General features: G+C 72.2%; 23 protein-coding genes. 13 read left to right on the top strand and 10 right to left on the bottom strand.

Annotated elements, in window-relative coordinates; all coding sequences use genetic code 11:
- Positions 1 to 6: 6 nt before the first annotated feature.
- Both AMK25_RS20870 and AMK25_RS20865 read right to left on the bottom strand, forming a co-directional pair.
- Positions 7 to 837, bottom strand: a complete 831-nt coding sequence (locus tag AMK25_RS20870; protein WP_073830097.1) for a universal stress protein — start codon at positions 835 to 837, stop codon at positions 7 to 9.
- Between the two features lie 83 nt (positions 838 to 920).
- Positions 921 to 1,721, bottom strand: a complete 801-nt coding sequence (locus tag AMK25_RS20865; RefSeq protein ID WP_073830096.1) for a PP2C family protein-serine/threonine phosphatase — start codon at positions 1,719 to 1,721, stop codon at positions 921 to 923.
- A gap of 97 nt (positions 1,722 to 1,818) precedes the next feature.
- Between AMK25_RS20865 and AMK25_RS20860 the strand changes: the two genes are divergently transcribed.
- From AMK25_RS20860 to AMK25_RS20835, 6 genes are all read left to right on the top strand, one after another.
- On the top strand, positions 1,819 to 2,055 hold the full coding sequence (locus AMK25_RS20860) for an HTH domain-containing protein (protein WP_043325563.1): 237 nt from the start codon (positions 1,819 to 1,821) through the stop codon (positions 2,053 to 2,055).
- Positions 2,055 to 2,630: a Clp protease N-terminal domain-containing protein gene (locus AMK25_RS33000; RefSeq protein ID WP_073830095.1), complete on the top strand. Its 576-nt coding sequence runs from the start codon at positions 2,055 to 2,057 to the stop codon at positions 2,628 to 2,630. Before AMK25_RS20860 ends, AMK25_RS33000 begins: the two co-directional genes overlap by 1 nt.
- Before the next feature lie 91 nt (positions 2,631 to 2,721).
- Positions 2,722 to 3,729, top strand: a complete 1,008-nt coding sequence (locus tag AMK25_RS20850) for a diacylglycerol/lipid kinase family protein (protein ID WP_073830094.1) — start codon at positions 2,722 to 2,724, stop codon at positions 3,727 to 3,729.
- Positions 3,722 to 4,723 (top strand): YihY/virulence factor BrkB family protein, encoded by a 1,002-nt coding sequence (locus AMK25_RS20845; RefSeq protein ID WP_073830093.1) that lies wholly within the window; start codon positions 3,722 to 3,724, stop codon positions 4,721 to 4,723. The genes AMK25_RS20850 and AMK25_RS20845 overlap by 8 nt, the downstream gene beginning before the upstream one ends.
- A gap of 77 nt (positions 4,724 to 4,800) precedes the next feature.
- Positions 4,801 to 6,291: a phosphatase PAP2 family protein gene (locus AMK25_RS20840; protein WP_073830092.1), complete on the top strand. Its 1,491-nt coding sequence runs from the start codon at positions 4,801 to 4,803 to the stop codon at positions 6,289 to 6,291.
- Between the two features lie 4 nt (positions 6,292 to 6,295).
- Positions 6,296 to 7,093 carry an endonuclease/exonuclease/phosphatase family protein gene (locus AMK25_RS20835; RefSeq protein WP_073830091.1) on the top strand — a complete coding sequence of 266 codons (798 nt, stop codon included), beginning with the start codon at positions 6,296 to 6,298 and terminating at the stop codon, positions 7,091 to 7,093.
- Here AMK25_RS20835 and AMK25_RS20830 read toward each other — a convergent pair.
- From AMK25_RS20830 to AMK25_RS20820, 3 genes are all read right to left on the bottom strand, one after another.
- Positions 7,080 to 7,736, bottom strand: coding sequence for a GAP family protein (locus AMK25_RS20830; protein WP_073830090.1), 657 nt, complete (start codon positions 7,734 to 7,736; stop codon positions 7,080 to 7,082). The two genes, AMK25_RS20835 and AMK25_RS20830, sit on opposite strands and share 14 nt — an antisense overlap.
- 165 nt (positions 7,737 to 7,901) lie before the next feature.
- Positions 7,902 to 8,738 carry an alpha/beta fold hydrolase gene (locus AMK25_RS20825; RefSeq protein WP_083664784.1) on the bottom strand — a complete coding sequence of 279 codons (837 nt, stop codon included), beginning with the start codon at positions 8,736 to 8,738 and terminating at the stop codon, positions 7,902 to 7,904.
- The gene (locus AMK25_RS20820) at positions 8,735 to 9,697 is read right to left on the bottom strand and encodes a TIGR03557 family F420-dependent LLM class oxidoreductase (RefSeq protein ID WP_073830089.1); all 963 of its coding nucleotides are present in this window, start codon (positions 9,695 to 9,697) and stop codon (positions 8,735 to 8,737) included. Before AMK25_RS20820 ends, AMK25_RS20825 begins: the two co-directional genes overlap by 4 nt.
- Positions 9,698 to 10,002: 305 nt before the next feature.
- On the opposite strand from AMK25_RS20820, the gene AMK25_RS20815 reads away from it, so the two are divergent.
- The gene (locus AMK25_RS20815; protein WP_073830088.1) at positions 10,003 to 11,391 is read left to right on the top strand and encodes a cellulase family glycosylhydrolase; all 1,389 of its coding nucleotides are present in this window, start codon (positions 10,003 to 10,005) and stop codon (positions 11,389 to 11,391) included.
- A gap of 230 nt (positions 11,392 to 11,621) precedes the next feature.
- Positions 11,622 to 12,557: an SDR family oxidoreductase gene (locus AMK25_RS20810; protein ID WP_241826434.1), complete on the top strand. Its 936-nt coding sequence runs from the start codon at positions 11,622 to 11,624 to the stop codon at positions 12,555 to 12,557.
- Here the strand turns inward: AMK25_RS20810 and AMK25_RS20805 are convergent.
- The 4 genes from AMK25_RS20805 to AMK25_RS20790 are packed head-to-tail and all read right to left on the bottom strand — an operon-like array spanning position 12,554 to position 17,985.
- On the bottom strand, positions 12,554 to 14,764 hold the full coding sequence (locus AMK25_RS20805; protein WP_073830086.1) for an alpha-galactosidase: 2,211 nt from the start codon (positions 14,762 to 14,764) through the stop codon (positions 12,554 to 12,556). The genes AMK25_RS20810 and AMK25_RS20805 overlap by 4 nt on opposite strands.
- Positions 14,761 to 15,642: a carbohydrate ABC transporter permease gene (locus AMK25_RS20800; protein ID WP_073830085.1), complete on the bottom strand. Its 882-nt coding sequence runs from the start codon at positions 15,640 to 15,642 to the stop codon at positions 14,761 to 14,763. Before AMK25_RS20800 ends, AMK25_RS20805 begins: the two co-directional genes overlap by 4 nt.
- Positions 15,639 to 16,595: a carbohydrate ABC transporter permease gene (locus AMK25_RS20795; protein ID WP_073830084.1), complete on the bottom strand. Its 957-nt coding sequence runs from the start codon at positions 16,593 to 16,595 to the stop codon at positions 15,639 to 15,641. Before AMK25_RS20795 ends, AMK25_RS20800 begins: the two co-directional genes overlap by 4 nt.
- Positions 16,596 to 16,617: 22 nt before the next feature.
- Complete coding sequence (locus tag AMK25_RS20790; RefSeq protein ID WP_241826433.1) at positions 16,618 to 17,985, bottom strand: ABC transporter substrate-binding protein; 1,368 nt, start codon at positions 17,983 to 17,985, stop codon at positions 16,618 to 16,620.
- Between the two features lie 243 nt (positions 17,986 to 18,228).
- Between AMK25_RS20790 and AMK25_RS20785 the strand changes: the two genes are divergently transcribed.
- The 4 genes from AMK25_RS20785 (at position 18,229) to AMK25_RS20770 (ending at position 22,919) form a co-directional block, all read left to right on the top strand.
- Positions 18,229 to 20,241 (top strand): beta-galactosidase, encoded by a 2,013-nt coding sequence (locus tag AMK25_RS20785; RefSeq protein ID WP_073830082.1) that lies wholly within the window; start codon positions 18,229 to 18,231, stop codon positions 20,239 to 20,241.
- Positions 20,242 to 20,275: 34 nt separating this feature from the next.
- A complete protein-coding gene (locus AMK25_RS20780; protein ID WP_073830081.1) occupies positions 20,276 to 21,052 on the top strand; it encodes a DeoR/GlpR family DNA-binding transcription regulator in 777 nt (258 codons plus the stop codon).
- A 57-nt stretch (positions 21,053 to 21,109) separates the two neighbouring features.
- Positions 21,110 to 21,829: a hypothetical protein gene (locus tag AMK25_RS20775; protein ID WP_073830080.1), complete on the top strand. Its 720-nt coding sequence runs from the start codon at positions 21,110 to 21,112 to the stop codon at positions 21,827 to 21,829.
- A gap of 100 nt (positions 21,830 to 21,929) precedes the next feature.
- Positions 21,930 to 22,919: a sporulation protein gene (locus tag AMK25_RS20770; protein WP_073830079.1), complete on the top strand. Its 990-nt coding sequence runs from the start codon at positions 21,930 to 21,932 to the stop codon at positions 22,917 to 22,919.
- 61 nt (positions 22,920 to 22,980) lie between these two features.
- Here the strand turns inward: AMK25_RS20770 and AMK25_RS20765 are convergent, their stop codons facing one another.
- Positions 22,981 to 23,355, bottom strand: a complete 375-nt coding sequence (locus AMK25_RS20765) for a hypothetical protein (protein WP_043325541.1) — start codon at positions 23,353 to 23,355, stop codon at positions 22,981 to 22,983.
- 274 nt (positions 23,356 to 23,629) lie between these two features.
- Between AMK25_RS20765 and AMK25_RS20755 the strand changes: the two genes are divergently transcribed.
- Complete coding sequence (locus AMK25_RS20755; protein WP_073830078.1) at positions 23,630 to 24,052, top strand: hypothetical protein; 423 nt, start codon at positions 23,630 to 23,632, stop codon at positions 24,050 to 24,052.
- Positions 24,053 to 24,390 lie beyond the last annotated feature (338 nt).

Genomic DNA, 24,390 nt, shown 5'->3' with positions numbered 1-24,390 from the left:
CGGGCGTCACGATCCGTCCCCGTCGCCCGGCCTGAGCCCTCGTACGACGATCAGCGGGGCCGGCGAATGGTAGAGCAGGGACTGGCTGACCGCGCCCAGAGTGGACGTCACCGGCCCGTCGCCGCGCGCGGCGACCACCGCGAGCTGCGCCGCGCGGGACCGGTCGAGCAGGACGGACTTCGGCTCACCGTGGACGGTGAGGCAGTCGGCGGTGACCCGGGGATGCCGGGCGGCGTGCCGGTTCACCGCCTGCTCCAGCAGCCCGTCGTCGCCGTCGCCGCACTCGGGCTCGATCACCCGGACGGCGAGCAGGCGGGCGCCGCGGCTCTCGGCGCAGTCGAAGGCGTACCCGAGAGCGGCGCGGGAACTGGACGACCCGTCGAAGCCGACGATCAACGGTCCGGGCGGGGCCGGCTCGACGCGGCCGATCAGCACCGGGCAACCGGCCCGGGCGGCCACCTCGACGGCCGGCGTGTCGGTCGGTACGCCTTTGGGCCGGGTCGACATGCCGCCGTCACCGAGCGCGACCAGGAACGCGGTGTCGGCGGCCCGCAGCAGTGCCTCGACCGGTGAGCCCTCGACGATCTCACCGCTGACCGGCACCTCCGGCGCGCACTCGGCGACCGCCTGGCCGGCGGTCTCCAGCAGGTTCTCCGCGTCCATGCGGCTGCCGCCCGCCGGGGCGGGCCCGGGCGTCGCGGCCCAGTTGAACGCGTGCAGCAGGTGCAGCGGCAGGTGGTGGGCGGCGGCCTCGGCGGCAGCGGTGCGGACCACCGCCAGATCCTCCGCCGACCGGCCCACGCCGACCACCACCGAACCGTGGCTCGGTGCGGCCACCCCGGCTCACCTCCCCGACCCCGCTTTTCACTCACCGTAGTCGCGGGACCGGGTGCGCCGGACCGGGTCGGCGGAACTGGCGCTCAGCGCGGGGAGGGCAGGGTGGGATGGACGCGCAGGACGACGGCTGTGGCGTTGTCCTCGCCGCCCTCGTCGAGGCTGGCGGCGAGCAGGGCCTCGGTGGTCCGCGCCGGGTCGCGCCGGGTGGCGAGCAGGTCGCGCAGCCGGTGGTAGCCGAGCTGGTCGCTGATCCCGTCGGTGCACAGCAGCCAGGTGTCGCCCCGGCGCAGCGGCACGGCGAGCAGGTCCGGCTCGGGCCGGTCCGGGTGCCCGACGTAGCGCAGCAGCTGGTAGCGGGCCCGGGCCGCCTCCGGCGAGTCCGGCGGCCACCAGCCGTGCAGCAGGCCGAGCCAGGCCATGGTGTGGTCGACGGTCACCAGCTCCAGCAGCCCGTCGCGCAGCCGGTACGCCCGCGAGTCGCCGAGCTGGACCAGCCAGCCCTGTTCGCCGTCGGGCTGGACCACGAGCGCGGTGAGTGTGCATCCGGTCAGGCCGGACTGCGCCGCCCCGGCCTGGCGTACCCGCCGTTGGGTCTCGGCGACGGCGGCCCGCAGCCCGGCGGGGCCGACGGCGGGCCAGCCGGCGCGGACCTGCGCCACGAACGTCTCGGCCGCGGTCGTGCCGGCGATCCGGCTGCCCTCGCCGTCGCCCATGCCGTCGCAGACCACCGCCAGCGGCAGCTCCGGGTCGACGTGCAGCACGTCGTAGTTCTCCGGGTAGCGGTGCCCGACCACGCTGCCCCCGGCGATCTCCAGGGTGAGGCGGCCGGCGGTGAGCCGGCGCGCGGGCTCGACCGGCCGGTCCAGCGGACGGCGGCGGAACACCAGCGGACCGTAGCACCGCCGCGGGCCGGGGATGGTAGGCCACGACGGGCGTCAACCAGGGTTGACACGACTCATGCTGTCAACCTACATTGACAGCATGAGTCAGGCTACGGAACTCGCGGCGGCGGCCGGCAGCACCGACCCCAAGGTCGGCCTGCGTGCCGTGCTCGCCCTGCGCCGACTGCTCGAACGGCTCGAGGTGATCCAGGTGGACAACGCCCGGCGACAGGGCTGGTCCTGGCAGGAGATCGCCGACGCCCTCGAGGTCAGCCGGCAGGCGGTCCACAAGAAGCACGCCGGGCGACCGGCGGTACGCGACAGCTGGGAGGCGTGATGTTCGAACGATTCACCGACCGGGCCCGCACCGTGGTGCGCCATGCGCTCGACGAGGCCCGCGCCGAGGGGCGGCGGCCGGTCGGCACCGAGCACCTGCTGCTCGGCGTACTGGCCGACAGCGACAGCCTGGCCGCCCGGCTGCTGGCGGCCGGCGGCATCGAGGCCGACGCCCTGCGCGCCGCGGTGGCCCGCCACGCCGCGCGGGGCGTCGACGGGCTCGGCGAGGCGGACGCCGCGGCGCTGCGCGAGATCGGCATCGACCTCGCCGCGATCGTGTCCCGGATCGAGGAGTCCTTCGGCCCCGACGCGCTGCGCGAGGCGTCTCCGCGCCCGCGCCGGTGGTGGCGTCGCCGGCCGCACCACGGCACGTTCTCGCCCCGGGCGAAGAAGGTGCTGGAGCTGTCGCTGCGCGAGGCGCTGCGGCTGCGCCACCGGCACATCGGCACCGAACACATCCTGCTCGGCCTGCTACGCGAGGGAAACGGCCTGGCCGCGGTGGTGCTGACCGAGGCCGGCGCGGACATCGACGACCTGCGCCGCCGCATCGACGCGGCACTGCGCGAGGCCGCCTGAGGCCACCGGAGTTTTCAAACCTGTTTGCGGTCCTCGCAACGTCCCGCTGCGCCGGGTCGCCGTCACGCCCCGTGTCCTGCACACTGACGCCGTGGACGGTGCAGACGACAAGCGCCCGGTGAACGCGGAGAACCGCACCCCGCGCTCGGCAGTGGTGGTCAACCCGGTCAAGGTGACCGACCTGGACGAGTTCCGCCGCACCGTGGACGGCGCGCTCGCCGCCGCCGGGTGGCCGGCCCCGACCTGGTACGAGACGACAGTCGAGGACCCGGGCCGCGGGCAGGCGGAACAGGCCGTCAAGGCGGGCGCGGAGGTCGTCTTCGCCTGCGGCGGCGACGGCACGGTGATGGCCTGCGTGACCGCGCTGGCCGGCACCGACGTGGCGCTGGCGGTGCTGCCCCAGGGCACCGGAAACCTGCTCGCCGCCAACCTCGGCCTCTCCGGCGACCTGGCCGCCGGGCTCCAGGTCGCCGTCGAGCGCGGGATGCGCCGCCTCGACGTCGGCGTGGTCGGCGACCAGTGCTTCGCGGTGATGGCCGGGATGGGCTTCGACGCCCAGATGCTCGACTCCACCTCCGAGACCACCAAGAAGCGGATCGGCTGGCCGGCGTACGTGGTGGGCGCCGCCCGGCACCTGCGGGACCGGCCGATGCGGGTCTCGGTGCGCATCGACGGCAAGCCGCCGCTGCGCCGCCGGGCCCGCTCGGTCCTGGTCGCGAACGTCGGGCGGCTCCAGGGCGGGGTACGCCTGCTCACCGACGCCGAGCCGGACGACGGCTGGCTCGACGTGGCGGTGCTGACGCCGCGCACGCTGGGCCACTGGCTCGCCATGGGCTGGGCGGTGCTGCGCCGCCGCGACCGGGTCCCCGGGATGGAGGTGTTCCGGGCCCGCTCGGTCGAGATCACCAGCACCCGGTCGCAGCCCCGGCAGCTCGACGGCGACCTGATCGAGCCGGGCCGCTCGCTGAAGGCCACCATCCGCCCCGAGTCGCTCTGGCTCTGCGTACCGCGCCCGGAGGAGGACCCCGACCTGGCGGAGGACGCCGACGCGGTCGGCGAGCGCGGTGAGCACCTGGTCGAGGAGGCCCGCCGTGAGTAGCACCAAGCTGGTCCCCGAGACCCGGTTGATGACCGAGAACGAGCTGTCCGCCGACGACGCCTGGCACACACTGCGCCGGCACGGCGGCTGGTGCCTGCTGCGGGACGCGTTCGTCCGGTTCCGCTACGGCGACGGCTTCAGCCACTCCCGGGCGCTGGGGTTCCAGCTCTGCCTGGCGGTGGTGCCGTTCCTGATCGCGCTCACCGGCCTGATCACCGACCTGGGCGTGGACGAGGGCGGCAAGGTCGTCGCCGACACCGTACTGGCCATCACGCCCGGCCAGAGCGAAGCCATGGTGCAGCAACTGCTGACCGACAGCGAGCGCACCGAGAGCGCCGGTGAGCTGGCGCTGACCCTCGGCCTGCTCACCGGGCTGGTCGCGCTGACCACCACGATGGCGCAGATCGAGCGGGGCGCGAACCGGATCTACGGCGTCGAGCGGGACCGCCCGGCGCTGGCCAAGTACCTGCGCGCCACGGTCCTCGCGGTGGTCGCCGGCGTGCCCGCGCTGGCCGGCTTCCTCATCCTGGTCGGCGGCCGGGCGATGGGCGAGTCGGTACGGCGGCACTACGAGTGGGGCGACGCCGCGATGGCCGGATGGGACCTGATCCGCTGGCCGCTGAGCCTCGGCCTGACGGTGCTCGCCGTGGCGGTGCTGTTCCGGCACGCGCCGCGACGCCGGCAGCCCGGCCTGTCCTGGCTCGTCTTCGGCGCGGCCATCGCCATCGCGATCTGGTGGCTGGCCAGCCTGCTGCTGGCCGCCTACGTGAAGTACAGCGGCGGATTCGGCCAGACCTACGGCGCGCTGACCGGCATGATGGCGCTGTTGCTCTGGGCCAACCTCACCGGAATGGCGCTCTTCGGCGGGCTGGCCTTCGCCGCCCAGCTGGAGGCGATGCGCATCGGCGTGGACGAGCCGGCCCAGCCGGATCTGTGGCAGCCGGAGGCGCACCGTGAGGACCTGTTCGACACCGGTGAGATGACCTCGCTCTGACGCCGCGCCGGTCCGGCGTGTACGAGTCACGCCGATCGGGTACAGCGCGCCTCGCAGAGGAACGAGGGAGGTGCGGTGTGACCGCGGTCAAGGAAGCCGGGCGCCGGCCGCTGGGCCATTTCGCCGAGCGGAGCCTGGTGGGTCTGCTCGCCGTGGCCGGTGCGGGAGTTGGGTTCGGGCTGCTCCTGATGCTCGTCCGGTTCCGCTGGAGCCCGCTGCGCGACGCCGACCATGCGGCGGCCGAGTGGTTCAACGACCTGGTGGCGTCGCACGGCCCGCTGGTCACCGTGCTCCAGGCGATCACCGACCTGGGCGGCCGGCCGGTGCTGATCTGGCTGGTCACCATCGCGGTGGTGGGCCTGCTGATCCGCCGCCAGTCCCGGCTGGCGGTCTACCTGATCGTCACCGGCGTGGGCGGGCTGATCCTCGACCCGTCGCTCAAGGCGCTCGTCGGACGGCTGCGCCCGGTGGTGGACGTGCCGATCGCCGACGCCCCGGGCAACAGCTTCCCCAGCGGCCACGCGCTCGGCTCGTTCGTCGCGTACGGGGCGCTGCTGCTGGTGTTCCTGCCGGCCATGTCGCCGCGCTGGCGCAAGCCCGCGATCGCCATCGCCGCCGTGCTGGTCTTCCTGGTCGGGCTGACCCGGATCGCGCTGGGCGTGCACTTCGTGTCCGACGTGATCGGCGGCTGGCTGCTCGGCGCGGCCTGGCTGGGCGTCACCGCGTACGCCTTCCGGCTGTGGCGGCGCGAGCGGGGCCGGCCGGTGCCGCCGCTGCGCGAGGGCCTGGAGCCGGAGGCGGGCGAGGAACTGGCGCTCGCGCCGGACGAGGAGAAGGTGCTGGAGCACCCCCGCTCCGCGGTGGCCGAGCTGCTCGTCGGCTGGGTGCTCGTCTTCGGCGCGCTCTACGCGTTCGGGATGTTCGTCAGCTACCACGCCAAGGGCACGTTCTTCGACACGCTCGACACGAAGGTGCCGCGCTGGTTCGCCGAGCGGCACACCGATTTTCTCACCGACGTGAGCTGGTGGTGGAGCAAGTTCGGCGACACCCACGCGATCCTGCTGGTGTCGCTGGTGTTCTGCCCGATCGTGCTGGCACTGTGGCGGCGCTGGCGGCCGGTGCTGTTCGTGGTGCTGGCGATGTTCGGCGAGCTGAGCCTGTTCCTGGCCAGCGCCCGTGTGGTGGACCGGCCCCGTCCGCCGGTGGACAACCTGGACGGGCAGATGCCCACCTCGTCGTTCCCGTCCGGGCACATCGCGGCCACCATCTGCCTCTGGGCGGCCATCGCGATCATCGTGTTCCCGCGTACCGACAGGTGGTGGCGGTGGCTGTTCGTGGGCATGGCCGTGCTGATGCCGGTCGGAGTGGCCACCTCCCGGATGTACCGGGGCATGCACCACCCGACGGACTTCATGGGCGCGATCCTGCTCGGCGCGCTCTGGCTGTCGCTGCTGTACTGGGTGATCAAGCCGAACGCCGACGTGGCCGAGGGCAACCAGCCGGCGATCGAGTCCGAACAGGTGGACGAGCTGGACGACGAGCTGGCCAAGGCCGCGCGGCCGGACTGAGCCGATGCTGCGGGTGATGACCTGGAACATCCGGACCGGCGGGCGGGACGCGGGCGGCGCCGACCGCCGGGACCGGATCGTCTCGGTCGTCACCGCGCAGCGCCCCGACGTGCTGGCCCTGCAGGAGCTGCGCGGCATGGACGCCACGCTGGGCGGCCTGGCCGAGCGGCTCGGGATGGCGCCGTACCTGGCCCGGTCCTGCCTCGGCCAGCCGGTGGCGGTGCTGGTCCGCCCGCCGCTGCGGGTGCTGCGCGCCGACCGGGTCCGCCGCCCGTTCCACCACGCCGCCGCCCTGGTCCGGGTGGCCACCGGCGCGGGACCGCTGACCGTGCTCAGCACGCACCTGTACCCCTACTCGGGCGGGCGGCGGCGGATGGAGGCGGACTGGCTGGCCGCCGCGCTGCGGCGTACCGGGGGAGAGCTGGCCCTGCTCGCCGGGGACCTGAACACGCTGGAGCCCGCCGTCGACCACACGGCCCGGCTCGCCGGGCTGGCCACCCCGTACCGGCGGCGGCACCTGCGCCGCGACGGCCGTACCGTGGACACCCGCGCGGTGGCCCGGCTGCTCGACGCCGGGCTGGTCGACCTGTGGCCGCGCTCCGGCGGCGACGAACCCGGCGGCCGGACCGTGCCGACCCGGCACGGCGGCGCCGAGTTCGCCGGGATGCGGCTGGACTACCTGCTCGCCACCCCGGCGCTGGCCGATCGGGTACGCGCGGTGCGGGTGGTCCGCGACGGTGACGCCGACTCGGCGTCCGACCACTATCCGGTGCTGGCCGAGGTGGACCTCACGGCCGGCTGAACGACGTCGACGCCAGGTCGGCCACCACGAACGCCGCGAAGATCAGGATGACCGCCTCGCTGACCAGCCAGGAGTGCCTGTCGGTCCAGGCGCGGAAGGCCGGCAGCAGCCGTTCGGCGCGGTCGCCGAAGACCAGCAGCGTGAGCAGCGGCAACGCCAGCAGCAGCACGGTGAGCGCCACGAACGGCAGCAGATGCCACCACGGGCGGCCGTGTCCGGCCATGCTGCCCGCGACCGACGCCATGACCAGCTCGTCGCTCGGCACGGCGACGGCGAGCACCAGCCCCAGACCGAAGGCGTACGTGGGCCGGGGGTCCTGCAACCGGCGCAGCCACCCGGGCGGCCGGTCGCGCCGCCGCCTGCGGAACGTGACGACCATGAGGACGGCCAGCAGGCCCAGCACGATCCAGTCGATGAGCCGGCGGCTGCCGCCCACCCCGATGCCGTGCACGGCGGTGTGCCGTACCACCCGGAACGCCGCGTACCAGAGCGTCAGCGGCCCGAGGACGCCGACCGCCACGCCGCCGAGGAAGGCCGCCGAGCTGCGGCGCGGGTGGTGGCCGCCGGCGAGGACGACGGCGCTGACGAGCTTCGACCCGGCGACCATCTCCAGCGCCAGCGGCAGCGCGGTCAGCAGGGGCATGCCCCATTCTGGTGCCGCCCTCGCGGACGCCGGGCCGGGTTCTACAGGACCAGGTTGAGCAGCACGGTGAGCACCACCGAGGCGACGATCGAGAAGAGGATCATCAGCAGGCAGCCGAGCCCGCCCCCGGCGGGGCGGATCTCGGTGTTTCCGATACGCATGGCGTCAACTCCTCGTGGTGATGGTGAGCAGGCCGTGGACGGCGGCGGCGACCTGGGCGGGCGCGGTGGTGACCACGTTGTGCGCCGCGCCGGGCACCGCGGCCGAGCGGGCGCCCGGCACCAGCCGGGCGACCTGGTCGCGCCAGGCGGCCGGGGCGACCGGGTCGCGGGCGCCGGTCAGCACCAGCGTCGGCGCGGTGACCCGGACCAGGTCCTCCTCGACCGCGTTGCGGACCGAGTGGGACAGCGTCGCGAACACCCGCCACGGCCGTGCGTTGGTCACGTCGCGCAGCAGGATCGGCGCCTGCCACGCCGCCTCGCGCAGCGTGTCCACCAGCCAGCGGCCGATCAGGCCGCGCCGGGACCGGGCGGCCGGGTCGCAGGTCGGCCCGGCCAGCACCAGGGCCCGAACCAGGCCGGGGTGGCGGGCGGCGAGCGCCGCGGCCACCTCCGCGCCGAAGGAGTGGCCGAGCAGGCAGACCGGACCCAACCGGTACGCGGCCAGCCAGTCGACCAGGAACGCCACGTGCCGGTCCACGTCGTACGCGGTGCCGGGGCGTTCGGTCAGCCCGAAGCCGGGCAGGTCCGGCACGTACACCGGCCCGTGCGGCGCCAGCGCGACGGCCAGCGGCGTGAGGTAGCGGTGCGACACGGCCAGGCCGTGCACCAGCACCACAGGTGGCGCGTCGGGGTCCGGGCCGGCGGCCCGGCGGGTGTGCGCGCGCAGCCCGCCGACCGGCCGGAAGTCGCTGGTCAGCCCGGCGGCCGGCCGGGGCGCGGCAAGCGCGAGCCGCAGCTCGGCCCGGCTGAAGCGCCCCGGCGGGGACGACGGGACTGTCACAGCTCCCGCAGCCGGGGCAACAGCTCCTCCTGGGCCCAGTCGAGGAACATCGGCTGGTTGTCGCCGCCCACCTGGATCAGCGCGACGTGGGTGAAGCCCGCGTCGACGAACTTCTTGAACGCCTCGACGTGCCGGTCGGTGTCCGGGCCGCAGGGGACGCCCTCGGCCACGTCCTCCTCGCGCACGAACTGGGTCGCCGCGGCGAACGACTCCGGGCCGGGCAGGTCGGCGTTGACCTTCCAGCCCAGGCCGAACCAGCGGAACTGGTCGTGCACGATCTTGCGGCACTCGTCCTCGTCCGGGCCGTAGCAGATGGCCACCTGCCCGTAGCGGGGGCGGCCCGCGCCACCGGCCTCCTCGTACATGTCGATCAGGTGCGGCAGCGGGTCGGTGGCGATCATCGCGTCGGCGTACTCGGCGGCCAGCGTGGCCGACTGCCGTCCGGAGGCGGCCACCGCCATCGGCACCGGCCGGTCCGGGCGGTCCCAGACGTACGCGTCCGGCACGTCGAAGTGGTTGCCGGAGAACGTCAGCGTCTCGCCGTTGAGCAGCGGCCGGATGATCTGCAGCGCCTCCTCGAACATCTCGTGCCGCTGCTGCACGTGCGGCCATCCGCCCACCACGTGCTCGTTGAGGTTCTCCCCGGCGCCGAGGCCCAGCGTGAAACGTCCGTCCGAGAGCACGCCGATGGTGCTGGCCTTCTGCGCCACCACCGCCGGGTGGTAGCGCCGGATCGGGCAGGTCACGAACGACATCAGCTCGGCCCGGCTGGTGGCGTGGGCGACCGCGCCGAGCACCGACCAGGCGTACGGGGAGTGGCCCTGGGAGTCCAGCCAGGGGTAGTAGTGGTCGGACATGACCAGGTGGTCGAAGCCGGCGGCCTCGGCGCGTACGGCGTGGTCGACCAGTTCCTTCGGGCCGGCCTGCTCGCACATCAGGGTGTAACCGACGTTGACCATGGCACATCTCCTTCCCGGGCGGATCGTCCCCGGATACCCCGCCCGGCGCGGGTCAACCCTGCTGTCCGCTTCTCCGGCTCGCCGCGCCTCGATCCCTTAACCGGTTCAGTTAGTGTCGCCCGTCGAGTGCCACAGCCTCCCGGGTTGTTTCGCTTAACCGGTTGCCTTCCGGGATCCATCGCCATACGCTGATGCGGCGTCCGCCGGGAACCGGCGGCGGCTGCCGGGCTCAGCCGCCACCATCGTCGTCACCGTCACCGCACCCCCGCTCGGGCACGGGGGGAGATCTTCCCCTGAGGACAGCCATGAAGAAACTGCTCTCCGTCGCGGGCGCCGCCCTGCTGACGGCCCTCGCCGCCGTCTTCGCCCTCGCGCAGCCGGCCCAAGCCGCCACCGGGTTCTCCGTCTCCAACGGGCGGCTCTACGACGCCAACGGCTCCGAGTTCGTCATGCGCGGGGTCAACCACGCGCACACCTGGTACCCGCAGCAGACCAGCTCGTTCGCCAACATCAAGGCGCTCGGCGCGAACACCGTCCGGGTGGTGCTGGCCAGCGGCGACCGCTGGACGAAGAACAGCGCCGCCGACGTGGCCAACGTGATCTCCCTGTGCAAGGCCAACCGGATGATCTGCGTGCTGGAGGTGCACGACACCACCGGGTACGGCGAGGAGGGGGCCGCCGCCACGCTGGCCAAGGCCACCGACTACTGGCTGAGCATCGCCGACGTGCTCAAGGGCCAGGAGAGGTACGTCATCGTCAACATCGGCAACGAGCCGTTCGGCAACCAGGGCTACAGCGCCTGGACCACCGACACCTCGAACGCGATCAAGCGGCTGCGCGCCGCCGGCCTGACCCACACGATCATGGTGGACGCGCCGAACTGGGGCCAGGACTGGTCGTTCACCATGCGCGACAACGCCGGCACCGTGTTCGCCGCCGACCCGCAGCGCAACACCGTCTTCTCCATCCACATGTACGGCGTGTTCGACACCGCCGCCGAGATCAGCGAGTATCTGGGCCGGTTCCGTACCGCAGGGCTGCCCATCGTGGTCGGCGAGTTCGGGTTCAACCACTCCGACGGCAACCCGGACGAGGACGCCATCATGGCGTACAGCCAGGCCAACGGCATCGGCTACCTCGGCTGGTCGTGGAGCGGCAACGGCGGCGGCGTGGAGTACCTGGACATGACCACCTCGTTCAACCCGGCCCAGCTCACCAGTTGGGGGCAGCGGATCTTCAACGGCGCCAACGGCATCGCCGCCACCTCCCGTGAGGCGTCGGTGTACGCCAGCACCACCCCGACCGCCAGCCCGACGGTCAGCCCCACCGTCAGCCCGACGACCAGCCCGACCGTCAGCCCGACCCCGCCGCCGCCCACCACGCCCCCGCCGTCCGGTGGCTGCACCGCCACCTACACCGTCGGCAACTCGTGGCAGGGCGGCTTCCAGGGCGAGGTCAAGGTGACCGCCGGAGCCGCGGCGATCACCGGATGGACGGTGCGCTGGACGTACGCCAACGGCCAGTCCGTAACCCAGGCGTGGAACGCGAGCGTCAGCAACAGCGGGTCGGCGTACACCGCCCGCAACGTCGACTACAACGGCCGCCTCGGCGCCGGAGCCAGCACCAGCTTCGGCTTCATCGGCACCTGGACCGGCACCAACCCCACCCCCGCAGTCACCTGCACTCCCGCCTGACCCCCTAGTCGGTGATCAAGGAGTTTGTGTCACCGCCAGTGTCCGAACGGGACACAAACTCCTTGATCACGGGGCGCGGGCGGGGCGGTGGCGGATCGATGATTGACCGACCCTCCACCGAGGGTTAGGTTGAGTCCACCGGATCCGCAACCATCCTTCACGTCGAGGGCGGCGCAAGATCCCCACCTGTAGCCCAGGAGGGTCTTGGCTTGCGCCGAATCATCCCCGTCGTGCACGTCGATCGCGCGACGCTGCATCTGCTCACCGCCGTCGCTCCCCGCAAGGACGCCGGCAGCAGCCCCACCGGCATCGTCGGGCGGTGCCTGGCCCGGCGCCTTCTGGATGCCGGTGACCGGGTACGGGTGTTGGCCGAGCCCGGTCAGACCGACGGCTGGCCCGACGGCACCGATCTCGTCGAGGGCTCCGTCACCCGGCCGCTGGACCATGCCGCGGCCTTCGCCGGTGTCGGGACGGTCTTTCTCGCCGGAGCCGTGGCCGACACGACGCCGGATGTCGTGCGGCTGGCCCGCGACGCCGGGGCCGCCAAGGTGGTGGTGCTGTCCTCGCACGGCACCGAGTACGAGCCGGACTACCCACCCGAGACCTGGTTCTGGCTGGCCATCGAGCACGCGGTCGAGCGATCGGGCCTGCGCTGGACGCACATCCGCCCGTCCGCGGTGATGGGCGCGGCGATCGAGGGCACCTATCCGGCCACCGGGTCGGACTGGCCGGAGACGATCCGTGGCGAGCGCACCGTACGGGAGGCGTTCCTCCAGAGCGGTTACTACCCCTTCATCCACGAGGACGACCTCGCCGCCGTCGCCGCTGTCGCGATGCGGACCGACGACCACGTGGGCGCCGTGCTGGAGGCGGTCGGGCCGCCGATCAGCACCCGGTCCCGCCTGGCGGGCATCGGCCGGGCCATCGGGTGTGAGATCACCGGCGTCGAGGTGTCCCCCGAGGACAGCCGGGCAATCTGGCGACGGCACGGCTGGACCGACAGCGGCATCGACGTGACGTTGTACGCCCTGCGGGAGTACCACATACGGCTCGACGAGCTGACCGCGTGGACCGACGCCCAGCGCCCCAGCGTCGCGGACCTCATCGGCCGCCGGCCGCGCAGCTTCGACGACTGGGCGACCGAGCACGCCCACCTGTTCCGCTAGGCCGCGACGACCTCCAGCAGCAGGGCCTGTTCGGGGTGCAGGGCCGGTAGTTGCAGGCCGACCGAGGCCAGCACCGAACCGCTCACCGTGACGCCGTCGCCCGGCCAGGCCAGCCAGCCCGGCGGGGACAGCTCCAGCATCGCCGGCTCCGCTGCCCCGGCGGGCGGACGGACCCGGTAGCGCCGGGCCGGGTCCAGCCCGGGCAGCCGCACCGCGCCCGGCACCTGCGCCGCCGACGTGGCGACCCGGCTGACCGCGTACACCGCATGGGAGCGGTCGTGGGCGACCACGCCGTGGGCCTGCACGGCCGGGTCCGGGTAGTCGACCCGGACCACCCGACCGCCGTGCAGCAGCGGGCGCAGCCTCTTGTGCAGTGCCACCCAGGCGGTGAGTTCGGCCCGCTCGGTGGCGTCGATCGCGCTGATGTCCCACTCGATGCCGTGGTGGCCGAACAGCGCGGTGACCGCGCGGAAGCTCAGGTCGTGCACGCGGCGCGTGGTGTGCGAGCGTTCCGGCCCGATGTGCGTGCCGATCAGCTCCGGCGGCAGCAGCAGGCCGGTCCAGCGCTGGATGGACAGCCGTTCCAGCGCGTCGTTGCAGTCGCTGGCCCACACCCGGTCGGTGCGGCGCAGGATCTCCAGGTCGACCCGGGCGCCGCCGGACGAGCAGCTCTCGATCTCGACGCCCGGGTGCCGGGCGCGCAGCTCGTCCAGCAGCCGGTAGACCGCCAGGGTCTGCGCGTGCACCCCGGGCCGTCCGGCGTGCCCGGCCTCGGTGAGGTCGCGGTTGTGGTCCCACTTCAGGTACGCGAGCCCGTCGTGCTCGCTCAGCACCGCGTCGAGCCGGCCGAGCAGGTACGCGTACGCGTCCGGGTTGGCCAGGTCGAGCACCTGCTGGTGCCGCCACGGTGGTGGCAGCCGGTCCGGCGCCTGGAGCACCCAGTCGGGGTGGGCACGGAACAGGTCGGAGTCGGGGTTGACCATCTCCGGCTCCACCCAGAGCCCGAACTGCATGCCGTGCCCGCGTACGTGGTCGATCAGCGGCTGCAACCCGTCCGGCCAGACGTCGCCGTCGACCCACCAGTCACCGAGCCCGGCCTGGTCGTGCCGCCGGCCCCGGAACCAGCCGTCGTCGAGCACGAAGCGTTCCACCCCGACCTCGGCGGCCCGGTCGGCGAGCGCCCGCAGCCGGTCCAGGTCGTGGTCGAAGTAGACCGCCTCCCACACGTTCAGCGTCACCGGCCGCGGTGTGCGCGGGTGCGACGGGCGGGCCCGCAGGTGCGTGTGCAGGGCGTCGCTGAGCCCGTCCAGCCCGTCGGCCGAGTGCACCGCGTAGAGCAGGGGAGTGGCGTACTCCTCGCCGGGTCCGAGCACGACCTCGCCGGGCGCCAGCAGCTCACCGCCGCCGAGCGTGGACTCGCCGGTCGGGCGGCGCTCGGCGGCCGTGACGTGGTCGCCGCTCCACGCGGTGTGCACCGCCCACACCTCGCCGTGCCGGAACCCGAACCCGGCAGTGCCCGCGACCAGCAGCAGCGTCGCGTCGTGTCCGGTGCGGCCGTGCCGCCCCTCACGGACCCACGCGCCCATCGGCCACGGGTGCCGCTGCGGGGCGCGTTCCCGGCACCAGCGGCCGGTCAGGTCGAGCAGCTCGGTGGCGACCGCCGGCACCGGCAGCACCGGCGTCAGCTCGCGCAGCTCGTACCGGCCGTCGCCGTCGTTGCGCAGCCGGTGCCGCAGCGTGAGGACGCCCGCCGCGTCCAGCGTCAGCTCGACGGTCAGGCTCAGCCCGGCGTCCGGGTCCGCCGCCCGCACCACCACCCGCCCATATGTAAGGAAGGGCCCCTTGTTAACGCCTGGTGCATGTAAAGGGTCCCCTCCTAACAGGTCGGGCGGCGGCGCCGCGAGGTCGTCGTGCACGTCGAGGTCGGTCAGGCGGAACGCCGTGGACCAGTCCCGGCCGTCGCGGTGACCGGCGAGGCCGGGCCGCCCGCTCCACCCGGCACTGGCCTCGGGCAGCAACGACAGCACAGTTGGCGCGTCGAAGCTGCTCGGCACCACCGGCGGCACCGTGACGTCGACGAGCGCTGGCAGGTCCCCGTCGGGCAGCGGGCCGAGGTCGGCGCCCCAGTGCACGACCCGGGGCAGCCCCGGGCCGCGGGCGTCGAGCACCAGGCTGGTCCGCGCGCGGCGCAGGTGGACGATCGTCATCCCTTGGAGGCTCCCAGCGTCAGACCCCGGACGAACTGCTTCTGGAGCAGGAAGAAGATCACCAGGGTGGGGATCGCGACCAGCACCGAACCGGCCGAGACCAGGTTGTTGTCGGTGAAGAACTCGCCGCGCAGGTTGTTCAGCGAGCTGGTGACCGGGAACTTGTCGCCGGTACGCATGAGCACTGTGGCCCAGAAGAACTCGTTGTAGATCCAGGTGACCTCCAGCGTCGCCAGCGCGGCGAGCGCCGGGCGGCACAGCGGCATCGTCACCTGCCAGTACTGCCGCCACACGTTCGCCCCGTCGACCATCGCGGCCTCGTACAGCTCGTGCGGCAGCGCCTTCATGTAGTTGCTCAGCACGAACACGCAGAAGCCGCACTGGAACGCGACGTTGACCAGGATCAGTCCCCAGTAGCTGTCGTAGAGCAGCTCCGAGTCGCTCATCCAGGCCGGCAGCGGGATCTCGGTGAACATCCGGAACAGCGGGATGAGCAGCGCCTGCTGCGGCAGCAGGTTCGCCGCGGTGAACAGGCCGAGCAGCGCGATGTTGAACTTCCAGCTGAACCGGGCGATCACGAACGCCACGCACGAGGCGAGGAAGAGCGTGAGCAGAACCGCCGGGACTGTGATGTAGGCCGAGTTGAGGAAGTGCTTGCCGAACTCGGCGGTACGCCACGCGGTGACGTAGTTGTCGACGGTCCAGCCGCCGAGGGACACGTAGCCGTTGGCTGCCGTGTACTCGTAGGAGCGGAACGAGGTGAGCACCGCCCACAGGATCGGGAACAGCCAGCCCACTGCGACCGTACCCAGGAAGAGGTGCAGGGCGACCCGGGCGGGCCGCACGGGGCGGCGGCCGGTGGAGACTGCGGCGGTCATCGCTTGCCCTCCCGCATCACGGTCCAGAGGTAGATGGTGATGAAGACGAGCGAGACGGCCAGCATGATCGTCGCCAGCGCGGAGCCGAAGCCGATCCGGCTGGCCTCGCCGACCACGTTCTGGGTGACCAGCGCGGAGATCAGCTCCAGCCCGTTGCGGCCCTTGTTGATGACCCAGACCAGGTCGAACGCGCGCAGCGACTCGATCACCGTCACCACCAGCACGATGATGTTGATCGGCCGCATCACCGGGAAGACGACCCGGAAGAACGTGCTGGTCTCCGAGGAGCCGTCGACCGCGGCGGCCTCCCGCAACGACGGGTCGACGCCCTTGAGGCCGGCCAGGTAGAGCAGCATGATGTAGCCAACGTGCCGCCAGCCGGCCGCCACCAGTACGGCCCAGATGTTGACGTTCGGGTCCCCGTACCAGTCGGTCTCGCCGCCGAACACGCCGTTGAGCAGCCCCTGGTCGCGGCTGTAGATGAGCTGCCAGACGAAGCCGATGAGCGCCAGCGACAGCACCACCGGCAGATAGAGCGCGGTCTGGTAGAAGCGGCTGCCGCGAATCTCCTTGTCGAGCAGCACGGCGAGGAACATGCCGAACGGGGTGGCCACCACGAACAGCGCGGCCAGCCAGAGCAGGTTGTTCTGCACGGCGGGGACGAACGGCGGGTAGATGTTCACCACGTCGTCGTAGTTCTTGACGCCGACCCACTCGATCTCGGAGATCGGGCCGATGCCGTCCCAGTTCGTGCCGGAGAGCAGCACCGTCGCCACCGCGGGCAGCCAGACCAGGCCGGCGACGAGCAGCAGGGGTACCAGCACCATGAGCGTGATGACCACGCGGTCGGTGCGGGACAGGAGCCGTAGCCGGCGACCGCGACCACCGTTCGTGGTGGTCGCGGCCGGCGGCGGCACGGCGCGATCCGCTTGGATCAGGGGCAGGTCGGACATGATGTCCTTCCCCCTTCCGCCGTCAGCTTGTGAAGATCGACTTCTTCTGGTTCTCGATGCTGGTGAGCAGCCCGCTGATGTCCTTCGGGTCCTTGATGAACTGCTGCAACGCCGGGATCATCACGGTGGAGGCGAAGTCCGGCCGGGTGTCGCGATCGAGGAACTGGGCGATCTCGGTGGCGGAGCCGACCAGTTCGGCCGCCTTCTTCTGCAGCGCGGTGTAGGCGCCGGTGTCCGCGCCGCTGTTGGCGACGAGCGTGCTCGGGTCGTTCTTGACAGTGATGTCCGCCGCCTCCTTGGAGCCCAGGTACGTCAGCAGCTTCTCCGCCGCGTCCTTGGACTTCGGCTTGCGGGCCATCATGTAGCCGTCGATCGGGGCGTCCAGGGCCTTCGCGCCGATGGTGGAGTCGACCTCGGGGAACGTGAAGAAGTCCAGGTCCTCCAGGTCGGCGCCGCTGAACTGCTGGCCGACGAACAGGCCGAGCAGGTACATGCCGCTCTTCTTCTGCTGCAGCGACTGGGCGGCCTCCTGCCAGGTGCGGCCGAGCGAGTCCGGCTGGTGCAGGGGGAGCAGCCCGGCCCAGGTGTCGAAGACCTTCTTCACCTTGTCGGAGGTCCACGCCTCCTTGCCGGCCATCAGGTCGATGTGGAACTGGTAGCCGTTGATCCGCAGGTTGAGGATGTCGAACGTGCCCATCGCCGGCCAGCCGTCCTTGTCGGCGAAGGCGATCGGGTTCAGCCCGTCCTTCTTCATCTGCGCGCCGAGCGTGTTCAGGTCGTCCAGCGTCTTGGGCACCTGGTAGCCGCGCTGCTGCCACACCGACTTGCGGTAGAAGACGGCCCACGGGTAGTACGAGGCGGGCACGAAGTACTGCTTGCCGTCGTCGCCCGTGGACGCCTTCTTGAACGCCTCGGAGTAGCCGTCGAGCTTGCCCCACACGTCGCTGAGGTCGCCGGCCAGGCCCTTGGCGGCGAAGAAGCGCATCCGGTACCCGGCGAACCAGGTGAACACGTCGTCCGGCTTGCCCTGCAGGTAGTTGTTGATGTTCTCCTGGAACGTGTTGTGGTCGACCGTGTTGATGTTGACGGTCACCCCGGAGGACGTCTTGAAGCCGTCCATCACCTTCGCGACGACGTCCTTGGGCTTCGGGTCGGACTGGTTGGAGCCGAGCGAGACGCTCTTGGCGTCACCGCCCGATCCGGAGTCGGAGTCGCCGCAGCCGGCGAGCAGCCCGGTGCCGAGCAGCGCTCCCGCGCCGGCCGCGCCGGCGAGCAGCGAGCGCCGGTTCAGGCCGGCGACGGACGGGGGTACGAGCCGGGCGAGGTATTCGGCTTGCGAGCGGGGACGGGACATGGTGCCTCCTGCGTGGAAGAGGTGCGCTGCGCTCATGGACCGTGATCGTTGGCGGTGAGCGGTGTTCATGTCGGCCGCGGCAGATCCACCGAGAATCCACACGTCCGAACACAAACAGCCGGTGGCGCTTGAAGCTACCCCTTGGCGCGGCGCTGTCAAGAGGGCAAAAGAACGGCGCTGTTGCCGGTAAGGCAGGGCAAAGAGCCGGTAAACGTTAGAACATCAGTCGATGTTGGAAAGTGTTGACTTGGATGCTGTTCGGGGGCAACCTCTGCTGTCATGCGGAACTGGCACGGCGAGGGCATCTGGTACGGCGCCGACTACAACCCGGAGCAGTGGCCCGAGCAGACGTGGGCCGAGGACGTCGAACTCATGCGACGGGCCGGGGTCAACCTGGTCTCGGTCGGCATCTTCTCCTGGGCGCTGCTGGAACCCACCCCCGGCCGGTACGTCTTCGACTGGCTGGACCGGGCGATCGACCTGCTGCACGACGGTGGCATCAGCGTCGACCTGGCCACCGCCACCGCCAGCCCGCCACCGTGGCTGGCGCACCGGCACCCGGAGACGCTGCCCCGCCGCGCCGACGGCACGGTGCTCTGGCCCGGCGGCCGGCAGGCGTACTGCCCCAGCTCGCCGGTGTTCCGCGACCACTCTCTCGCCCTGGTCGAGGCGGTCGCCCGGCGGTACGCGCGGCACCCCGCCGTCGTGCTCTGGCACGTCTCCAACGAACTCGGCTGCCACAACGTGCACTGCTACTGCGACGTCAGCGCCGAGGCGTTCCGCGGCTGGCTGCGCGAGCGCTACGGCGACCTGGACTCGCTCAACGCGGCCTGGGGCACCGCGTTCTGGAGCCAGCGCTACCACGACTGGGCCGAGATCAACCCGCCACGTACCGCGCCGACGTTCGCCAACCCCACGCAGCAACTGGACTTCCTGCGGTTCTCCTCCGACGAGCAGCGCGCCCAGCTGCGCGCCGAGCGGGAACTGCTGAACCGGCTCGTCCCGCAACCGGTCACCACGAACTTCATGATCGGCACCGGCATCAAGTACCTGGACTACCACTCCTGGGCCGCCGACGTGGACGTGGTCGCCAACGACCACTACCTCACCGCCGCCGACCCGCAGCCGCAGGTCAACCTCGCGTTGGCGGCCGACCACACCCGGGGCGTCGCCGGTGGCGCGCCGTGGCTGCTGATGGAGCACTCCACCAGCGCCGTCAACTGGCAGCCCCGCAACGTGGCGAAGACGCCGGGCCAGATGCGCCGCAACAGCCTCGCCCACGTCGCGCGCGGCGCCGACGGGGTGCTGTTCTTCCAGTGGCGGGCCTCCCGGGCTGGCGCGGAGAAGTTCCACTCCGCGCTGGTCCCGCACGCCGGGCCGGACACCAAGGTGTTCCGCGAGGTCTGCCGGCTCGGCGCCGACCTGCGCGCGCTGGCCGAGGTACGCGGCAGCCGCGTCGACGCCGACGTGGCGATCCTGTTCGACTACGAGGCCTGGTGGGGCGCCGAACTCGACTCCCACCCCAGCGTCGACGTCACCTACACCGACCGGTTGTCCGCGCTGCACGGCGCGCTCTGGCGGGCCGGGGTCACCGCCGACGTGGTGCACCCCTCGGCCGACCTGTCCCGCTACCGGCTCGTCGTGGTGCCCACGCTCTACCTCACCCGCGACGCCGACGCCGACGCGCTGCGCCGGTTCGTGGAGGCCGGCGGCACCGCCCTGGTCACCTACTTCAGCGGCATCGTCGACGAGCACGACCACATCCGGCTCGGCGGCTACCCCGGCGCGTACCGCGACCTGCTCGGCGTACGCGTCGAGGAGTTCTTCCCGCTGCGGGCCGGCGAGACGGTACGCCTCGACGACGGCGCCCGCGCCGACGTGTGGACCGAGTGGCTGCACGCCGAGGGCGCGGAGGTGCTCGCCGCGTACGCCGACGGGCCCCTGCCCGGCGTGCCGGCGCTGACCCGCAACGCCGTCGGCGCGGGCGCCGCCTGGTACGTCGGCACCCGGCTCGACGACGACGCCACCGACCGGCTGGTGGCCCGGCTGCTCGCCGAGACCGGCGTCCGGCCGCCGGTGGACGCGCCGGCCGGAGTGGAGGTGGTCCGCCGCCGCTCGGCGGCGGACCGGAGCTGGCTGTTCGTGATCAACCACAGCACCGAGCCGGCCCGGCTGCCGGTCACCGGCGTCGAGCTGCTCGGCGGCGACCGCTGCGACGGCGAGCTGGAGGTGCCGGCGGGGGAGGTGGCGGTGGTCCGCGAGGAGCCCGCGCCGCCACCCGCGACCGCCTGACCGGTACCCAGCCGTGCGCGCCGAGGAGGTCCCCATGCTCGCCCAGCAACGGCAGAGCGCCATCCTGGAGTTGATCCGCCAGCGTGGCGGCGTCCGGGTCAGTCACCTGGTCAGCCGCTTCGGGGTGTCCGACATGACGATCCGCCGCGACCTGGAGGTGCTGGCCGACCGCGGCCTGATCGACAAGGTGCACGGCGGCGCGACGCTCGCCGGGCCCGGCTCCACCGAGGAGCCCGGCTTCGCCGCCAAGTCGGTCCGGCAGCAGGCCGAGAAACGAGCCATCGTGGAGCGTGCCGCCGGCCTGGTCGAGCCGGGGATGGCGGTCGCGCTCTCCGCCGGCACCACCACCGCCGCGCTGGCCGCCCGGCTGGCCGAGGTACGCGGGCTCACGGTGGTCACCAACTCGATCCCGGTGGCCGACGCGCTCTACCAGAACCCGCGCACCGACCAGACCGTCGTGCTGACCGGCGGCATCCGTACCCCCTCGGACGCGCTGACCGGCCCGGTCGCCGAGGCGGCGATCGCTGCGCTCAACGTCGACCTGCTCTTCCTCGGCGTGCACGGGATGAGTCCGCGTACCGGGTTCACCACCCCGAACCTGCTGGAGGCGGCGGTGAACCGGCGGCTGATCGGCGCCGCCCGGCGGCTGGTGGTGCTCGCCGACCACACCAAGTGGGAGACGATCGGAATCGCCACCATCGCCCCGCTGGAGGAGGCCGACGTGCTCATCACCGACACCGGTCTGCTGCCGGAGGCCCGACGCCAACTCGGCGAGCAGGTCGGCGAACTGGTGGTGGTTCGGGCGGACTGACAGCCGGTCCGCCGTCGGCTACCCTCTGCCCTCGTCACGATCGACGGGGGAGACAATATGGACGGTGATCGTCAGTACGCCGAGGCCACGGCCCAGCCGGGAGGCCCGCAGCAGGCGAGACCCGGCGGGCGGAAGATCCTGCTGGGCCTGGTCGTCGCGCTGCTCGTCTGCGGCGGTCTCTGCGGCGTCGGTCAGCTCATCACCGAGGTGGTCAACCAGGACGACTGGGAGGGCCTCGGCCGCCCGGTGCCGTCACCGGCGGTGCCCGAGTCGCCGAAACCGACATGGCCCAAGCCCAACCTCCTCTACGGCCGGCCCGATCCGGGCATCCGGCACACGCTGGAGCAGAACGTGCTCGCCTCCGCCGGAGTGCTGAAGCCGATGACGAGCCGCTGCGACAACAAGGGATTCACCGGCGAACAGGCGGCGACGTTCGACTGCACAGTCACGTACGCCGAACTCGACGTGGTCTACACGGTCGTCGCCAGGCCGTCGGGCTCCCAGCTCTTCCAGTGGACGGCGACCGCCGAGCGGACGGTGGTCACCCGGGACGGGCTGCTCGCGCTGTTCCACCGCCAGTACACGAGCGACAACCGCTGGAGCGACCTGCGGTGCGACGAGTTCCCGGAGACCGCGCTGGTGCCGGTCGGCAAACCCTTGCCGCAGTTCTGCTACGCGAAACTCGACGACCGGATCAAGACCAGCCGGATCCGTATCACCCCCGACGCCGACAGCCCGCCGACTCTGGAGACCGAGCACCAGGAGGAGGGCCTGTGATCCGGCGTGCCTCACAGCCACTTCTCAGTCGCGGCATTTAGGGTGCCCTGACGAAGCGTCCGACGGTCCATGTCGGAGTGCCGTTCAGCGGGAGTGACCGATGGTCTTCAAGAAGATGTTGAGCGCGTTCGGCGTGGGTGGCCCGAGCGTCGACACGGTGCTCACCAACCCGAACACCCGGCCCGGACTGACCCTGGACGGTCACGTCAACCTGGTCGGCGGCGACAGCCCGGCACGGATCGAGCAGATCAACCTCGGCCTGGTCACCCGCGTCGAGATCGAGAGCGGCGACCACGAGTACGCGGGCGCCATGGAGTTCCACCGGCTGCCCGTCAGCGGCGCGTTCGAGCTGGCGCCGAAGCAGCAGCTGTCGATCCCGTTCCAGATGCCGGTGCCGTGGGAGACCCCGATCACCGACGTCTACGGCCAGCGGCTGCACGGCATGACCATGGGCCTGCGTACCGAACTGGCGGTGGCCCGCGCGGTCGACAAGTCCGACCTGGACCAGGTGTCGGTGCACCCGCTGCCGGTCCACGAGCGCATCCTGGAGGCGTTCCAGGCGCTCGGTTTCCGGTTCAAGCACGCCGACCTGGAGCGGGGCCACATCTACGGCGTGCCGCAGACGCTGCCGTTCTACCAGGAGATCGAGTTCTTCGCCGCGCCGCAGTACGCGCAGACGGTCACCGAGGTCGAGCTGACGTTCGTGACCAGCCAGCAGGGCGTCGAGGTGATCCTGGAGTGCGACAAGCGCGGCGGCTTCCTCAGCCCCGGGCACGACGTCTTCGGGCGGTACTCGATCCCGCACACCGACGCCGCCCGTACCGACTGGGTGCAGGTCGTCGACGGCTGGCTGCGGGAGACCACCGGCCGGTACGGCAGCATGCGTGCCCAGGGCTTCGGCATGCCGCACGGTGGCGGCCACGGCTACCCGGGTCATGGCTACGCCGGCCACGGGCGGCGCGGCCCGGGCATGGGCGGCGTGATCGCGGGCGCCGCGCTCGGCGTCGCCGGCGGCATGATCGCCGGGGAGATGCTCGAGGACGCGTTCGACGGCGGCGGCGACGACTTCGGGGACTTCGGCGGGGAGTGAGCACACGCGACGACGCCCCCGGGACGGATCCCGGGGGCGTCGCCGTTCACGCGGCGTGCGATCAACGTCCGCGGCGCTCCTTGCCGGAACGGCGCGCGCTGCCCGCCTTCGACAGGCCACGGCTGACCAGGTACGCGCCGGTCAGCGCGGTCAGGTACCACCAGGCCTGGTTCGGGTTGTTGATGTTCAGGCCGTTGGCGGTGGTGCCCTTCCAGAACGCGGCGATCACGACGAGCGCGACCGCTGCGGCGTACACCCAGAACTCGGTGGTCAGGAACGCCTGCTTCGTCTCCGTACCCGGGGACGGCATGTTCTCCCGGTGACCGTCGTGCATCGACGGCATGTGCCGGGTCGACGTGTCCTGCATGCTCGACCGGTTCTGGACGTCGGACATCGGCCGGTTCATCGGCCTGGTGGATGCAGCCTGCGTGCTCATCTGGTCCTCCTCAAGGATTTGATGAGTCGTTAACCTGCACACCCTCGCCCCGCTACCGCAGGTCGGCCACGGCACGGTTCGCGCTCTGTGGCGGGGGCACCCTGGGTCTACCCGAGCCCGGAGACAAGCTAACCGCAGGTCGTCATCTGATGGCCGCCCCGCTCCCGAACCGGACATCCGGCACGCACCCGGCCCCCGCCGCCGGCTCCGGTTTCAGCCACCCGCCGTCGGGCACGCAACACCGATACCCCGAGAGAGCTGCGAGGTGGTTGACGTGCGTGAGGACGACATGCGGCAGGACGCCGCCCGGCGGGCCGAGCAGCGGGTCGCCGGCGGCGTGTACGGCGAGGGCGCGCTGGACGAGGTCACGGTGCCGCAGACCGACGTGGAGCGGATGCGCCAGGAACTCGACCCGGACGACCCGGCGGACGTGCCCGTCGACCCGACGGTGCTGCGCGACGGCGGACCGACCCGGGGTCAGGGCGCGGTGACCACGACCGGCGGCACGGCCGGCCCGGCCAGTGTGCGCCGGGTGGCCCGGCAGCCGGAGAAGCACCCGGGCAAGGTGGCGCCGACGACCACGGGGGACGCCGGTACGGGTGGCTTGAGCACCCCGGCCGGAGGTTCCACAAGTGACAACTCGGCAACGGGTGCCCAGGTGGGCAACTTCACCAACAACCGCCCCAACCCAGGCTGACCGAGGCGGCACGGCACGGCGGGGGCGGCCTCCGGCCGCCCCCGCCGTGCGCCCTCTGCCACCGCCACTTCGGGGAGGTGGCGCGGTCGGGGCGGTCCCGATGTAGCCGTCTCCCCGATCTGGCGCCCGTGCCGCCACTCCGGCGAACTGGCATGTTCGCCCCACCCGAGCCGGCCCTACCTGGCCGTGTGCTTCCCCCATCTGGCGCTGGCGGCGTCCCGCCACTTCGGGGAGGTGGTGTGGTCGGGGCGGGTGTGATGGAGCAACTTTCCCGATCTGGTGCACGTGCCCGCCACTTCGGCGAACTGGCATGTTCGCCCAACCCGATCCGGCCCTAC

Source organism: Micromonospora sp. TSRI0369, assembly GCF_001905625.1.
GTDB classification, from domain to species: domain Bacteria; phylum Actinomycetota; class Actinomycetes; order Mycobacteriales; family Micromonosporaceae; genus Micromonospora; species Micromonospora echinospora_A.
Note: the sequence above shows the minus strand (reverse complement) of the source record. Positions and strands in the feature narration are given on the sequence as shown.

Coding starts and splice junctions, on each gene's coding strand:
- AMK25_RS20860 (WP_043325563.1), top strand. CDS start 1,819: ATGAGTCAGGCTACGGAACTCGCGGCGGCGGCCGGCAGCACCGACCCC.
- AMK25_RS33000 (WP_073830095.1), top strand. CDS start 2,055: ATGTTCGAACGATTCACCGACCGGGCCCGCACCGTGGTGCGCCATGCG.
- AMK25_RS20835 (WP_073830091.1), top strand. CDS start 6,296: ATGCTGCGGGTGATGACCTGGAACATCCGGACCGGCGGGCGGGACGCG.
- AMK25_RS20830 (WP_073830090.1), bottom strand. CDS start 7,736: ATGCCCCTGCTGACCGCGCTGCCGCTGGCGCTGGAGATGGTCGCCGGG.
- AMK25_RS20820 (WP_073830089.1), bottom strand. CDS start 9,697: ATGGTCAACGTCGGTTACACCCTGATGTGCGAGCAGGCCGGCCCGAAG.
- AMK25_RS20815 (WP_073830088.1), top strand. CDS start 10,003: ATGAAGAAACTGCTCTCCGTCGCGGGCGCCGCCCTGCTGACGGCCCTC.
- AMK25_RS20805 (WP_073830086.1), bottom strand. CDS start 14,764: ATGACGATCGTCCACCTGCGCCGCGCGCGGACCAGCCTGGTGCTCGAC.
- AMK25_RS20800 (WP_073830085.1), bottom strand. CDS start 15,642: ATGACCGCCGCAGTCTCCACCGGCCGCCGCCCCGTGCGGCCCGCCCGG.
- AMK25_RS20795 (WP_073830084.1), bottom strand. CDS start 16,595: ATGTCCGACCTGCCCCTGATCCAAGCGGATCGCGCCGTGCCGCCGCCG.
- AMK25_RS20790 (WP_241826433.1), bottom strand. CDS start 17,985: ATGAGCGCAGCGCACCTCTTCCACGCAGGAGGCACCATGTCCCGTCCC.
- AMK25_RS20785 (WP_073830082.1), top strand. CDS start 18,229: ATGCGGAACTGGCACGGCGAGGGCATCTGGTACGGCGCCGACTACAAC.
- AMK25_RS20780 (WP_073830081.1), top strand. CDS start 20,276: ATGCTCGCCCAGCAACGGCAGAGCGCCATCCTGGAGTTGATCCGCCAG.
- AMK25_RS20775 (WP_073830080.1), top strand. CDS start 21,110: ATGGACGGTGATCGTCAGTACGCCGAGGCCACGGCCCAGCCGGGAGGC.
- AMK25_RS20770 (WP_073830079.1), top strand. CDS start 21,930: ATGGTCTTCAAGAAGATGTTGAGCGCGTTCGGCGTGGGTGGCCCGAGC.
- AMK25_RS20765 (WP_043325541.1), bottom strand. CDS start 23,355: ATGAGCACGCAGGCTGCATCCACCAGGCCGATGAACCGGCCGATGTCC.